The sequence below is a fragment of the Streptomyces vinaceus genome (genome assembly GCF_008704935.1).
Taxonomy (GTDB): domain Bacteria; phylum Actinomycetota; class Actinomycetes; order Streptomycetales; family Streptomycetaceae; genus Streptomyces; species Streptomyces vinaceus.
Genome location: NZ_CP023692.1, coordinates 1,620,418 through 1,634,133, shown reverse-complemented (window position 1 = coordinate 1,634,133; position 13,716 = coordinate 1,620,418). Strand labels below are relative to the sequence as shown.

The 13,716-nt window shown below is 71.8% G+C and carries 14 protein-coding genes; all 14 read right to left on the bottom strand.

Annotated features, from left to right (window positions below; translation table 11 throughout):
- Positions 1-81 precede the first annotated feature (81 nt).
- The 14 genes from CP980_RS07275 to CP980_RS07215 all read right to left on the bottom strand — a co-directional run bounded on the left by CP980_RS07275 (position 82) and on the right by CP980_RS07215 (position 13,715).
- Positions 82-864 (bottom strand): sirohydrochlorin chelatase, encoded by a 783-nt coding sequence (locus tag CP980_RS07275; protein ID WP_132759030.1) that lies wholly within the window; start codon positions 862-864, stop codon positions 82-84.
- 8 nt (positions 865-872) lie between these two features.
- Complete coding sequence (locus tag CP980_RS07270) at positions 873-1,757, bottom strand: ABC transporter permease (RefSeq protein ID WP_150493120.1); 885 nt, start codon at positions 1,755-1,757, stop codon at positions 873-875.
- Positions 1,744-2,532, bottom strand: coding sequence for an ABC transporter ATP-binding protein (locus CP980_RS07265; protein ID WP_150493118.1), 789 nt, complete (start codon positions 2,530-2,532; stop codon positions 1,744-1,746). The genes CP980_RS07270 and CP980_RS07265 overlap by 14 nt, the downstream gene beginning before the upstream one ends.
- A gap of 44 nt (positions 2,533-2,576) precedes the next feature.
- Positions 2,577-3,710 carry an aliphatic sulfonate ABC transporter substrate-binding protein gene (locus tag CP980_RS07260; protein WP_150493116.1) on the bottom strand — a complete coding sequence of 378 codons (1,134 nt, stop codon included), beginning with the start codon at positions 3,708-3,710 and terminating at the stop codon, positions 2,577-2,579.
- Positions 3,711-3,901: 191 nt separating this feature from the next.
- Positions 3,902-5,251, bottom strand: coding sequence for a sulfate adenylyltransferase subunit 1 (locus CP980_RS07255; protein WP_123511980.1), 1,350 nt, complete (start codon positions 5,249-5,251; stop codon positions 3,902-3,904).
- A gap of 2 nt (positions 5,252-5,253) precedes the next feature.
- Entirely contained in the window at positions 5,254-6,207 is a 954-nt protein-coding gene (gene cysD / locus CP980_RS07250) for a sulfate adenylyltransferase subunit CysD (protein ID WP_132759293.1), read from the bottom strand.
- Positions 6,204-6,749 (bottom strand): adenylyl-sulfate kinase, encoded by a 546-nt coding sequence (gene cysC / locus CP980_RS07245; protein ID WP_150530156.1) that lies wholly within the window; start codon positions 6,747-6,749, stop codon positions 6,204-6,206. Before cysC ends, cysD begins: the two co-directional genes overlap by 4 nt.
- Before the next feature lie 44 nt (positions 6,750-6,793).
- Complete coding sequence (locus tag CP980_RS07240) at positions 6,794-7,492, bottom strand: phosphoadenylyl-sulfate reductase (RefSeq protein ID WP_132759295.1); 699 nt, start codon at positions 7,490-7,492, stop codon at positions 6,794-6,796.
- Positions 7,489-7,668: a hypothetical protein gene (locus tag CP980_RS07235; protein ID WP_099888916.1), complete on the bottom strand. Its 180-nt coding sequence runs from the start codon at positions 7,666-7,668 to the stop codon at positions 7,489-7,491. Before CP980_RS07235 ends, CP980_RS07240 begins: the two co-directional genes overlap by 4 nt.
- The gene (locus tag CP980_RS07230) at positions 7,665-9,374 is read right to left on the bottom strand and encodes a nitrite/sulfite reductase (protein ID WP_150493114.1); all 1,710 of its coding nucleotides are present in this window, start codon (positions 9,372-9,374) and stop codon (positions 7,665-7,667) included. The genes CP980_RS07235 and CP980_RS07230 overlap by 4 nt, the downstream gene beginning before the upstream one ends.
- A 229-nt stretch (positions 9,375-9,603) precedes the next feature.
- On the bottom strand, positions 9,604-9,687 hold the full coding sequence (locus CP980_RS36690) for a putative leader peptide (protein ID WP_373312800.1): 84 nt from the start codon (positions 9,685-9,687) through the stop codon (positions 9,604-9,606).
- Positions 9,688-9,850: 163 nt separating this feature from the next.
- Complete coding sequence (locus CP980_RS07225; RefSeq protein ID WP_132759297.1) at positions 9,851-10,414, bottom strand: GNAT family N-acetyltransferase; 564 nt, start codon at positions 10,412-10,414, stop codon at positions 9,851-9,853.
- Positions 10,415-10,440: 26 nt separating this feature from the next.
- Positions 10,441-11,712: a GAF domain-containing protein gene (locus CP980_RS07220; protein ID WP_132759553.1), complete on the bottom strand. Its 1,272-nt coding sequence runs from the start codon at positions 11,710-11,712 to the stop codon at positions 10,441-10,443.
- Positions 11,713-12,059: 347 nt separating this feature from the next.
- Positions 12,060-13,715: an acyl-CoA dehydrogenase family protein gene (locus tag CP980_RS07215; protein WP_132759298.1), complete on the bottom strand. Its 1,656-nt coding sequence runs from the start codon at positions 13,713-13,715 to the stop codon at positions 12,060-12,062.
- Position 13,716: the final 1 nt, after the last annotated feature.

Below are 13,716 nucleotides of genomic sequence, written 5' to 3'. Positions count from 1 at the left end.
ACCTCACGGCTGGACTACCCATGATCCACTGGCCCGAGCCCTGGATTCACCCGAACGAGAGCCGGGCGGCGGGGCCGGGCGTCAGGCCGCGCTGAGGAGGGGCACGCCGCGCGGCGCCGTGTCGTAGCGGCGCAGCAGGAGGCGGGCCAGCTCGGGGGCCGCGCCGAGGACGCCCGCCACCAGGTCGGCCCCGGCGGCTTCCGCGCCCGCCTCGATACGGTCCGGCAGGCGTCCGGGGGCGATGACGTACGGGGCCACCGCCACCCGGCGGACCCCCTCGGCGCGCAGGGCCCGTACGGCGTCCTCCGTACGGGGCAGGCGGGCGGAGGCGAACGCAGGCCGCACGGCGCACCAACCGGTGTGCCGCCACTCCCGCGCGATTTCAGCGATCACTGCGATCGCCTCCGGGTCGGAGGAACCGGCGGACGCGAGCACCACACCGGTGGTGGCGCGGTCCGCCGGAGTGAGGCCCGCTTCCGCGAGGCGGCGCTCCAGGGCGCCGACGAGCAGCGGGGACGGGCCGAGGACGTCCGCGATCCGGACCGTGAGGTCCGGCATCCGGGAGGTGGCCTCGGCCAGCACCGCGGGGATGTCGGACTTCGCGTGGAACGCCCGCGTCAGCAGCAGCGGGAGGGCCACGATCTCCCGTACGCCGCAGCGGTACAGGGACGACGTCACCTCGGACACCGTCGGGGTGTCGAAGTCCAGGAAGGCCGTCTCCACCCGCAGCCCCGGCCGCAGCGCCCGCACCCGCCCGGTGAGGGCGTGCACGGTCGCCGCGTGCCGCGGGTCGCGGCTGCCGTGGGCGATGACCAGCAGGACGGGGTCGCTGGCGGATGCGGTGGCGCGGAAGGGGGGACGCATGGCGCGGCTCAGCTCTTGACCAGGAGGCCGCGGGTGCGCAGGACGTGGCGTTCGGCGGGGCTGAAGATGAGGAGGTCGATGGCGATGCCGACGACGAGGATGAGGGTGATGGCGAGGAAGACGCCGGGGAGGTCGATGTTGTTGCGGCCGTTTTCGAGGAGTTGGCCCAGGCCCAGGCCGAGGTCGGGGGAGCTGGCGATGATTTCGGCGGCCATGAGGGAGCGCCAGGAGAAGGCCCAGCCCTGCTTGAGGCCGGCGAGGTAGCCGGGGAGGGCTGCGGGCATGACCACGTGGCGTGCGCCGCTGAGGCCGGTGGCGCCCAGGGTACGGCCGGCGCGCAGGTAGAGCGGGGGGATCTGGTCGATGCCGGAGACGAGTCCGTTGGCGATGGAGGGGACGGCGCCCAGGAGGATGACGGTGTACATCATGGCGTCGTTGAGGCCGAACCAGAGGACGGCCGGGGGGACCCAGGCGACGGAGGGCAGGGACTGCAGGCCTTGCAGGATGGGGCCGATGGCGGCGCGGACGAAGGTGACGCGGGCGACGAGGAGTCCGAGGGGGGTGCCGATGGCGAGGGCGAGGAGGAAGCCGAGCAGGCCGCGGGAGACGCTGGTCCAGATGACGTCGAGGAGGGTGCCCTTGAGCCACATCTGGGTCAGGCTGTCCCAGACGGCGGAGGGGGCGGGGAGTTTGGTCTCGTCGGTGACCTTCAGGGAGACCAGTACCTGCCAGACCACGAGCACGAGGCCGACGGCGAGCAGCGGGGGCAGGGCTTTCTTGGTCAGGACCTGGCGGAGGGGGGTGCGGTGGGTGTGGACGGCGTCGAGGGCGTCGAGGCCGGCTTCCAGGCCGGCGAGGTCGTCCGTGGTCGGTTTGGTTTCAGTGCTGGCCATGGCGGCGGATCTCCCCACGCAGGTGTTCGGTGATTTCGACGGACAGTTCCGCGACGTCGGCGTCTTCGATGCGGCGGGGCTGGGGGATGTCGACGGTCCATTCCCTGGCGAGGCGGCCGGGGCGTGAGGAGAGCAGGACCACGCGCTGGGCGAGGCGGACGGCCTCGCGGACGTTGTGGGTGACGAAGAGGACGGAGACGTCGGTTTCGGCCCAGATGCGGGTGAGTTCGCCGTGCAGGACGTCGCGGGTGATGGCGTCCAGGGCGGCGAAGGGTTCGTCCATCAGGAGCAGGCGGCTGTCCTGGGCGAGGGCGCGGGCGAGGGCGACGCGCTGGCGCATGCCGCCGGAGAGTTCGTGGACGCGTTTGCCGTGGGCGCCGGTGAGGCGGACCAGTTCCAGGAGGCGTTCGGCTTCCGGCTTGCGGTCGGCTTTGGCGACTCCGCGCAGGCGCAGGGCGAGTTCGATGTTCTTGCCGGCGGTGAGCCAGGGGAACAGGGCGTGTTCCTGGAACATGAGGGCGGGGCGGCCGGCGGTGGTGATGGTGCCGGTGGTGGGGCGGTCGAGTCCGGCGACGAGGTTGAGCAGGGTGGACTTGCCGCAGCCGGAGGCTCCCAGGATGGTGACGAACTCGCCGGGTGCGACATCGAGGCTGATGTCGTCCAGGACGAGCTGTGATCCGGCCGGGCCGGAGAAGGACTTCGAGACGTGCTCGATCCGTGCGGCGTGTGACACCACGGTGGTGTCCTCGACAGCCTTGGCGAGTGTGGTGGCCATGGTCGTCACCTCCTGGGGTTCGTACGGGCGGACTTCTGTGCTGCTCAGGACTGCTTGGCGCCGAGACCGGCGTCGGCGACCTCGGGCTTGCCGGCGGCCTTGAGGACCTTGTTCAGCAGGGTCAGGTCGTAGATCCCGGCGAGGTCGGGCTGCTCGATGAGCTTGGCCTTCACCGCCCAGTCGGACTCCGTCTTCAGCGTGGCCGCGAGCGGGTCGTCGGTGACGAGGATGCTCTTCCACGCGGGGTCGATGACCGCGGGCTCCAGCTCCTTGCCGCTGAGCACCTTGAGCGCCGCGTTGGCGGAGGCCTTCGCCTTGTCCGGGTTGGCGTTGATCCACTCGTTCGTCTTCACCGTGCCGGCCAGGACCGCCTCGACGACGTCCGGGTGCTCCTTGAGGAACTTCTGCGACACGATCACGTTGGTGATCACGAACTTCTTGTCGGGCCACAGGTCGGTCTCGTCGAGGAGGACGGAGGCGCCGTCGGAGACCAGCTTGGAGGCGGTCGGCTCGGGCACCCAGGCGCCGTCGATCGAGCCCTGCTTGAAGGCGTCCGGGGTCACCTTGTTGTCCGTACGCACCACGGACACGTCGCCCTTGCCGGACTCCGGGTCGACCTTCCAGCCCTTCTCCGCGATCCAGTTGAGGAACGCGACGTCCTGCGTGTTCCCCTTCTGCGGGGTCGCGATCTTCTTGCCCTTGAGGTCGTCCAGGGTCTTGATCTTGTCCGGGTTCACCACCAGCTTCACGCCACCGGAGGCCGACCCGGAGATGATCCGCAGGTTGCTGCTCTTGGACTTCACGTAGCCGTTGATCGCCGGCGAGGGGCCGATGAAGCCGATGTCGAGGGAGCCGCTGTTGAGAGCCTCGATCTCGGACGGACCCGCGTTGAACGTCTGCGGCTTGATCGCGGTCGCGCCGAGCTCCTTGGCGATGAGGCCTTCCTGGATGCCGACCAGCGCGGTGGCGTGGGTCAGGTTCGGGAAGTACCCGATACGGACCTCGGGGGCCGAGAGCTTCTTGTCGCCGGCGGCCGCGGCGTTCGCCTTCTTGTCCGCCGGCTCCTCGGACTGGGAGCCGTAGCCGCAGGAGGCGAGTGCGCCGATCAGCAGCGGCAGGGCGGCAGCGGCGGCGACGCCGCGGCGCAGGGTGGTGAGGGTGGTACCGGTGGCAGGCACGGGAGGGCTTCCTCTCGTAGCGTCATCTCATGACGCGGGTCTTCGTCTGCGGAGCAAGGGCAGGTGGTGCTCGTGGGGGCTGAGCGTCATCGCGCACATCGCGCCACTCCGCCCTGGCCGCTGCCGAGGCGGCCGCTGCCCACGCGGCCGCCTTCCTTGGCGAACGTGGAGTAGATGTCGGAGGCCATGGGCTAGAAGTCCCAGCCTTCCTCGTCGGCCTGGACGCTCGTCCGGGCCTGCGAGGCGAAGGACTCGCCCGCCATGCCCGCCGCCAGGGTGGTCCCGTCGGCCGGGTCGATCAGCAGGAAGGACCCGGTACGGCGGGAGTCGGCGTACGCGTCGAGCGCGAGCGGCTCGGCGGTCCGTACGACGACCCGGCCGATGTCGTTGGCCACCAGCTGCCCGGGGTCCGGATGCTGGGACAGGTCGTCCAGGGTCAGCCGCGAGGGGATCTCCTTGACGATGGCCTTGACCGTGCGGGTGGTGTGCTTGAGCAGGACCCGCGCGCCGACGGAGAGCGGCTGGTCCGCGACGTGGCAGACGGTCGCGATGACGTCCTGCGTGGTGGCGGGCGGGTTCGCCGACGGCGCGATCAGGTCGCCGCGCGAGATGTCGATGTCGTCCGCCAGGCGGACCGTCACCGACTGCGGGGCCCACGCGATGTCCACGCTCTCGCCGAGGGCGTCGATCCCGGCGATCACCGAGGTACGGCCCGAGGGCAGGACGGTGACGGCCTCGCCGACGCGCAGCACGCCGGAGGCGATCTGGCCCGCGTAGCCGCGGTAGTCGGGGTGCTCGGCCGTCTGCGGGCGGATCACGTACTGGACCGGGAAACGGGCCGGGCAGGCGGTCAGGTCGTGGCTGACCGGGACGGTCTCCAGGTGCTCCAGGACCGTCGGGCCGCCGTACCAGTCCATGTGGGCGGACGGCTCGACCACGTTGTCGCCGGCGAGCGCCGAGATCGGGATCGCGGTGATCTCCGGGACGCCCAGGTCGGAGGCGTACGCGGTGAACTCCTCGGCGATCTTGGCGAAGACCGACTCCTCGTAGCCCACCAGGTCCATCTTGTTGACGGCCAGGACCACGTGCGGAACGCGCAGCAGAGCCGCGACGGCGGCGTGCCGGCGGGTCTGCTCGATCACGCCGTTGCGGGCGTCGACGAGGACCACGGCCAGGTCGGCGGTGGAGGCTCCGGTGACCATGTTCCGCGTGTACTGCACGTGCCCGGGGGTGTCGGCGAGGATGAACCGGCGCCGGGCGGTGGCGAAGTAGCGGTACGCCACGTCGATGGTGATGCCCTGCTCCCGCTCGGCCCGCAGGCCGTCGGTGAGCAGTGCGAGGTCGGGGGCGTCCTGGCCGCGGCTCGCGGAGACCCGCTCGACCGCCTCCAGCTGGTCCGTCAGGACCGACTTGGAGTCGTGCAGGAGCCGCCCGACCAGCGTGGACTTGCCGTCGTCGACGGAACCGGCGGTCGCGAAGCGCAGCAGGGTGGTCGCCGCGAGGTCGGCGAAGTCGCCGACCTGCTCGGTGGTGGAGGTCATGGCTAGAAGTACCCTTCGCGCTTGCGGTCTTCCATCGCGGCCTCGGACATCTTGTCGTCGGCGCGGGTCGCGCCCCGCTCGGTGAGCCGGGAGGCGGCGATCTCGGTGATCACGGCGTCCAGCGTGGTGGCGTCGGAGTCGACGGCACCGGTGCAGGACATGTCACCGACGGTGCGGTAGCGGACGAGGCGGGTCTCGGGCGTCTCGCCCTCCTTCGGGCCGCCCCACTCGCCGGCCGTCAGCCACATGCCGTTGCGCTGGAACACCTCGCGCTCGTGGGCGAAGTAGATCTCCGGCAGTTCGATGCCCTCGCGGGCGATGTACTGCCACACGTCCAGCTCGGTCCAGTTGGACAGCGGGAAGACGCGGACGTGCTCGCCGGGGGCGTGGCGGCCGTTGTAGAGCTGCCACAGCTCCGGCCGCTGGCGGCGCGGGTCCCACTGGGAGAACTCGTCGCGCAGGGAGAACACGCGCTCCTTGGCGCGGGCCTTCTCCTCGTCGCGCCGCCCGCCGCCGAAGACGGCGTCGAACTTGAGGTTCTGGATCGCCTCCGTGAGCGGAACGGTCTGCAGCGGGTTGCGGACCCCGTCGGGGCGCTCGCGCAGCGTGCCGGCGTCGATGTACTCCTGGACGGAGGCCACGTGCAGGCGCAGGTTGTGCCGGGCCACCGCCCGGTCGCGGTAGTCGAGCACCTCGGGGAAGTTGTGCCCGGTGTCGACGTGCAGCAGCGTGAACGGAACCGGGGCGGGCGCGAAGGCCTTGAGCGCCAGGTGCAGCATGACGATGGAGTCCTTGCCGCCGGAGAAGAGGATCACCGGCTTCTCGAACTCGCCCGCGACCTCGCGGAAGATGTGCACGGCCTCCGATTCGAGGGCGTCGAGGTGCGACAGCGCGTACGGCGCGGCCCCCAGGGAATCGTCCGCAGCGCCGTGGACGTGTGCGACGGTGGCCGTCATGCCAGACCCCTCTCGGTGAGCAGCGCGTGCAGGGCCGAAGCCGACTCCTGCACGGTCTGCGTGTGCGACTCGATGCGGAGGTCCGGGGAGTCCGGAGCCTCGTACGGGTCGTCGACGCCGGTCAGACCGGAGATCTCGCCCGCCGCCTGCTTGGCGTACAGGCCCTTCACGTCACGCTCGGAGCAGACCTCGACCGGGGTGGCCACGTGGACCTCCAGGTACGGGGTGCCCTCGGCGGCGTGCCGCTTGCGCACGGCCTCGCGGCTGTCCGCGTACGGCGCGATCACCGGCACGAGCGCCTTGACGCCGTTGCTCGCGAGGAGTTCGGCGACGAACCCGATCCGCTGCACGTTGGTGTGGCGGTCCTCCCGGCCGAAGCCCAGGCCGGCGGAGAGGAACTCGCGGATCTCGTCGCCGTCGAGGACCTCGACGCGGTGGCCCTCGCCGCGCAGGCGCTCGGCCAGCGCGTACGCGATGGTGGTCTTGCCCGCGCTCGGCAGCCCGGTCAGCCACACGGTGGCGCCCTGGTCGCTCACGCTCATCTGCTCGTTCTCCGTCGCGTTCAAAAGAGATGGGTAATCGGTCATCAGCCGTGCAGTCCGCACTCGGTCTTGGCCCGGCCGGCCCAGCGGCCGGCCCGCGCGTCCTCGCCCTCCGCCACGCGGCGGGTGCACGGGGCGCAGCCGACGGAGGCGTAGCCGTCCATCAGCAGCGGGTTGGTCAGGACCCCGTGCTCGGCGACGTAGGCGTCCACGTCGTCCTGGCTCCAGCGGGCGATGGGGGAGATCTTGACCTTCTGCCGCTTCTCGTCCCAGCCGACGACCGGGGTGTTCGCCCGGGTGGGGGACTCGTCGCGGCGCAGGCCGGTCGCCCACGCGTCGTACGCGGTCAGGCCCTCTTCCAGCGGCTTGACCTTGCGCAGCGCGCAGCACAGGTCCGGGTTGCGGTCGTGCAGCTTCGGGCCGTGCTCCGCGTCCTGTTCGGCCACCGACTGCCGCGGGGTGAGGGTGATGACGTTGACGTCCATCACGGCCTCGACCGCGTCACGGGTGCCGATCGTCTCCTCGAAGTGGTAGCCGGTGTCGAGGAAGACCACGTCCACGCCGGGGAAGGCGCGGGAGGCCAGGTGCGCGACGACGGCGTCCTCCATGGAGGAGGTGACGCAGAACTTCTTGCCGAAGGTGTCGGCGGCCCAGCGCAGGATGTCCAGCGGGGACGCGTCTTCGAGGTCGCGCCCGGCCTGCTCGGCGAGATCCTTGAGACTCACGTCTTGCCCAGTGGTCATATCTCGTCCCCTCCAGCGGTGTCGGACCGGACCCCCCGGGCCAGCAGCCCGAGGTACTTCAGCTGGAAGGCCCGGTTGCAGGCCCTGCATTCCCAGGCGCCGTGACCCGTCTCGTGCGGGAACAGGTCCTCGTCGCCGCAGTACGGGCAGTGGAAGGGGGCGGCTCGCTCGCTCACGACAGGGCCTCCTCGGAGGCACGCGCCGCCCAGGTGGCGAAGCGCTCGCCGGCCTCGCGCTGCTCCTGGAAGCGCGTGAGGACCCGCTCGACGTAGTCGGGCAGCTCGGCCGAGGTGACCTTCAGGCCGCGGACCTTGCGGCCGAACCCGGCCTCCAGCCCGAGCGCGCCGCCCAGGTGGACCTGGTAGCCCTCGACGCGGTTGCCCTCGTCGTCCAGGACCAGCTGGCCCTTGAGACCGATGTCCGCGACCTGGATACGGGCGCAGGCGTTGGGGCAGCCGTTGATGTTGATGGTGATCGGCTCGTCGAACTCGGGGATGCGGCGTTCGAGTTCGTCGATGAGGGAGGCGCCGCGCGCCTTGGTCTCGACGATCGCCAGCTTGCAGAACTCGATGCCCGTGCAGGCCATGGTGCCGCGCCGGAACGGCGAGGGGTTGACCCGCAGGTCCAGGGACTCCAGGGCGGAGACGAGCGAGTCGACCTGCGCCTCCTCGACGTCCAGGACGATCATCTTCTGCTCGGCGGTGGTACGGACCCGGCCGGAGCCGTGCGACTCGGCGACCTCGGCGATTTTGGTGAGCGTGGTGCCGTCCACCCGGCCGACGCGCGGGGCGAACCCGACGTAGAAGCGGCCGTCCTTCTGGCGGTGGACGCCCACGTGGTCGCGCCACTGCCCGGCCGGCTGCTCGGGGGCGGGGCCGTCGGTGAGCGTGCGCTTCAGGTACTCGTCCTCCAGGACCCGGCGGAACTTCTCCGGGCCCCAGTCGGCGACGAGGAACTTCAGGCGGGCGCGGGTGCGCAGCCGGCGGTAGCCGTAGTCGCGGAAGATCGAGATGACGCCCTCGTAGACGTCCGGGACCTCGTCGAGCGAGACCCAGGTGCCCAGGCGGACGCCCAGCTTGGGGTTGGTGGACAGACCCCCGCCGACCCAGACGTCGAAGCCGGGGCCGTGCTCCGGGTGCTCCACGCCGACGAAGGCGACGTCGTTGATCTCGTGCGCCACGTCGAGCAGCGGCGAACCGGAGACCGCCGACTTGAACTTGCGGGGCAGGTTGGAGAAGTCCTTGTTGCCCACGATCCGCCGGTAGATCTCCTCGATGGCGGGGGTGCCGTCGATGATCTCGTCCTCGGCGATCCCGGCGACGGGCGAGCCGAGGATGACGCGGGGCGTGTCACCGCAGGCCTCGGTCGTCGACAGGCCGACGGCCTCCAGCCGGTTCCAGATCTCGGGCACGTCCTCGATCCGGATCCAGTGGTACTGGACGTTCTGGCGGTCGGTGAGGTCGGCGGTGCCGCGCGCGAACTCCTGCGAGATCTCGCCGATGACGCGCAGCTGCTCGGTGGTCAGCCGGCCGCCGTCGATGCGGACCCGGAGCATGAAGAACTCCGCGTCCAGCTCCTCCGGCTCCAGGACACCGGTCTTGGTGCCGTCGAGGCCCTCCTTGCGCTGGGTGTACAGACCCCACCAGCGCATGCGGCCCCGGAGGTCGTTGGGGTCGATCGAGTCGAATCCGCGCTTGGAGTAGATCGTCTCAATGCGTGTCCGCACGTTGAGACCGTCGTCGTCCTTCTTGAACTGCTCGTTGCCGTTGAGGGGGGTGTGGTGTCCGACGGCCCACTGACCCTCGCCGCGGTGACGGCCGGTCTTGCGGCGCGCGGCGGCTGCGGGGGCTGCGGCTGCGGGCGTTTCGGGGGTGGCGGCCATGGCGGTACGTCCTTCTTCGGCGGCTCGTTGCAAGGGCGGGGGAGGGGCGGCGAGTGCCCCTGTGATCAACCCTGCCGCTGAGCAGGTGCGGCCGATCGCCGCCCGATTTTCCGGTTGTGCCGGTGGTCAGGGCGGTGTTCTGCCTTCAGGGGACTGCGGTGCGGCTGCGCCCCCGCGACGACGGTGTGCGGGGCGCTGGGCCGGGGCTGCGCGGCGGTGGCTGGTTCCGTCAGCGCGCCGAACAGATGGCACTGGACATGCGGCCGAGGTCGACGTGCCGCCGACTCACCAAGGCAATCCCAGTTCCATTCATGGCGGAAGCGTGTCATGGGCCGATTGGAGGAGTCCACTACTGTCCACTATCCGGACGATGTAGTCCCGCATTCCGAGACGAGTGACGCCGGTCACTCCATGGGGGCACAGGGGGGCGCGGCCGGAAGGAGCCCCTCCGACCGCCCGCGCCGCAGCCCCGTCCCCTACGCGCCAGGCCAGGGGCCGGGGGTGGGGGTGTCCTCCTTCTGCTCCGTCTCCGTCTTGAAGAGCTTGAAGCCGCGGCGCAGGTAGTTGTCCATCGCCGTCGGGCCGTCCTGGCTGCACGTGTGGAGCCAGACCCGAGTCGTCTCCGCGCGCCCCGGCCAGCGCTCCGCCAGGGACCAGGCCGCCTCGACGCCCAGCGTCAGCAGGTGGCCCCCGATGCGGCGGCCCCGGAAGTCCGGGAGCAGCCCGAAGTACATGATCTCCACCACGCCGTCGTCCTGCGGGTCGAGCTCCACGTACCCCGCCGGCGTCCCGTGCTCGTACGCCACCCAGGTCTCCACGCCGGGACGGCCCAGCTGCTCCACCCACTGCGCCCGGGTCAGCGACAACCGGTCGGTCCAGTGGATGTCACCTCCCACAGAGGCGTAGAGGAAGCGGCTGAACTCGGGCGAGGGGACCTCCGCCCGCCGGACAGCGATCTCAGGCCCTGGGACGGCCGCCCGGACCAGGTCCTGAGCCGAGGCCATTTCCAGGGACCACGTGGTGAGGGTGATGGTGCTCATGCAGGTCAGGGAATCACATCCGCCGGCTACCGCCCGGGGGACCCCCAGCCCCCCGCCCGGCCCAGCCGGGCCCTGACCACCGCCGGGGCCGTCGAGTGCGGCAGCAGCTCCGCCGGGTCCTCGGGGCGGATCAGCTCCACCTCCACGTCGTCCGCGAAGCGGTACGGGCGGTGCGTCAGCACCCCGCCCAGGTGTCTGCGGACCCGGGACAGCTCGGCCCGCACCGTCACCGTCCGTGTCGGATCCCCGAACAGCTCCGCCGCCAGCTCCGCCGCCGACCGCCCCCGCGGGCTCTCCGCCAGCAGGAACAGCAGCTCCGCGTGGCGAGGGCTCAGCTCCTGGGACCAGCTCCCGGCGCCCCCGTACACGGTCGCCGACCACACCCGCGGCCGGCTCAGGTCCAGCACCACCCGGCTCGCCGCCGCGGCCGTGCCCGGCGCCTCCGCGACGCGCAGCAGCCAGCCGCCCGGCAGCGGCTCCACGACGCAGTCCCCGAGCTGCGCCACCCAGACCCGGCCCGGCCCGAACCCCTTCGGCAGCGCGATCCGGTCCGCCGGGGCCAGGCCGGTCACCGCCGCCGTCCAGCCCTGCGGGTCCACCGCCAGGGCCCGCCCCGGCAGCCGGGCCAGCAGCGGAGACGCGACCGCACGCAGCCGCTCCAGCGACTCCAGGTGCCGGATCCGCAGCTCGCGCTCCGCGAGGCGGGCCACCGAGCTCACCCAGGCCAGCGTGGCCGGGTGCATGGTGGCCAGCGGCCCGCTGACGTCCACCACGCCCAGCAGCCGCCCGTCCCGCGGGTCCCGTACCGGCGCCCCCGCGCAGGTCCAGTCGTGGTGGCTGGAGACGAAGTGCTCCGCCGAGAACACCTGGACCGGCTGCCGGGCCACCAGCGCCGTACCCACCCCGTTCGTGCCGACCACCCCCTCGGCCCAGTCGGCGCCCACCGCGAAGCCCAGGCGGTCCGCCTTGCGCAGGATCGAGGAGGCCCCCTCCCGCCACAGCAGCCGCCCCTCGGCGTCGGCGACGACCATGATGTGCAGCGCCGTGTCCAGCGCCGGCAGCAGCCCTTCGCGCAGTACCGGCAGGATCTCCCGCAGCGGCGAGACCTGCCGCCGCTCCTCCGTCTCGGCGGCCGACAGCATCCGCGAGCGCGCGTCGCGGTCCGGGTGCACCCCGCCGGCCAGCATCCGGCGCCAGGATTCGGCGATCTCGGGACGGGGCTCCGCGGGCGGCCGGTCCCCGGCCAGCGCGGCCGCCCGTACGCCCTTGAGCAGACGCGCGGCCTCCCGCGCGTCCATGGCCGAGATGCGTGCCACATCGACCGTGCTGCCTGCGGTGTAGGCCACCGGAACCTCCCCGTGCGGAGCGAAACGCAGAGAACGCCAAGAACGCCAAGAACGCCGAGAACGCCAAGAACGCCGAGAACGCAGAGAACTCAGAGGACTCAGAGGGTTGCAACGGTATGCAACTCTCGCCAAGTACCGGGCGGCCGACCGAAACTGTCCGGACGTCGCCTCGCGGCGTGACAGCTCCTCCTCGGGGCTTTCGGATCAGGGGTGGTGCCGAGTCGGCGCGGCGCCACCTCTGTTCCAGGTCGGCGGGCCCGGATCCCGGCTCGGACCTGTTTGGGGACAGGTACCTGAACCTAGCCCGCGATCCGCGCCCGTTCGACCAGCGCGCCCAGATGCAGCGTGTGCGGCAGCGTGCCGAACGCCGCGCCCCGGTCGCCGCCCAGGCGCGAGGCGCAGAACGCGTCCGCCACCTCCGGCGGCGCCCAGCGCACCAGCAGCGACCCCTGGAGCACCAGGGCCATCCGCTCCACCACCCGGCGCGCCCGCGCCTCGATGCCCTCCAGGTCCGCGAGCTCCGTCAGCAGCCCCTTGATGGCCGAATCCAGCCGGTGATCGGCGCCGCGCGCCTGCCCCACCTCCTGGAGGAACGCGTTCAGCGCCATCGGCTCCCGCTGCAGCGCCCGCAGTACGTCCAGGGCCTGCACGTTGCCCGAGCCCTCCCAGATCGAGTTCAGCGGGGACTCGCGCAGCAGTCTCGGCAGCCCGGACTCCTCGACGTAGCCGTTGCCGCCCAGACACTCCAGGGCCTCCGCCACCATCGGCGTACACCGTTTGGTCACCCAGTACTTCGCGGCGGGCACCGCGATGCGCAGGAAGGCCCGCTCCTGCTCCGTCCCGGCGTCGTACGCGGCCGCGAGGCGCAGCCCCAGCGTCGTCGCCGCCTCCGACTCCAGGGCCAGGTCGGCCAGCACGTTGCGCATCAGCGGCTGCTCGATGAGCCGTGCTCCGAAAGCAGAGCGGTGCTCCGCGTGGTGCACGGCCTGCGTCAGCGCCTGCCGCATCTGCGCCGCCGCGCCCAGCACGCAGTCCAGCCGGGTCGCCGCGACCATCCCGATGATGGTCCGCACCCCCCGCCCCTCCTCGCCGACCCGCCGCGCCCACGTCCCGTCGAACTCCACCTCGGCCGAGGCGTTCGAACGGTTGCCCAGCTTGTCCTTCAGTCGCTGGATCGCGAACACGTTGCGCGTACCGTCCGGCAGCACCCGCGGCACCAGGAAGCACGTCAGGCCGCCCTCCCCGGCGGAGCCCGCCTGCGCCAGCACCAGGAAGCCGTCCGACATCGGCGCCGAGCAGAACCACTTGTGGCCCGTCAGCAGGTATTCGCCCGCCGCGTCCAGCGGCTTCGCCGCCGTCGTGTTCGCCCGTACGTCGCTGCCGCCCTGCTTCTCCGTCATCGCCATGCCGAACAGCACCCCGGCCTTCTGCGCCGCCGGCCGCAGGTCCTGCTCGTACACGTGCGAGGTCAGCCGCGGCTCCCACTCCGCGGCCAGCTCCGGATCCGCGCGCAGCGCCGGTACCGCCGCATGGGTCATCGACACCGGACAGCCGTGCCCCGCCTCGGCCTGCGACCACACGAGGAACCCGGCCGCACGGCGCAGATGCCCGGCCGGGCGCCCCCACGCGTCGGTCAGCCCGGCCCCCACCGCGTGCCCCAGCAGCCGGTGCCAGGCCGGGTGGAAGTCCACCTCGTCGACCCGGTTGCCGTACCGGTCGTGCGTGTGCAGTCGCGGCGGGTTCTCGTTCGCCAGCGCACCCCACCGCAGGGCCTGCGCCGAACCCGCGGCGCGCCCGAGTTCGTGGAGCTCCTGCCGCACCTCGCCGAGGAGTTCGGGCGCCGACGCCGGGAGGTGCCGCTCCACGCCCTCGCGCAGTGCCCGGTCGGTGCCGTAGACGTCATAGCCCACCAGGGGAGGGGCCTGGTTGGTGACTGTGTGGGTGGTGGCTGCCATG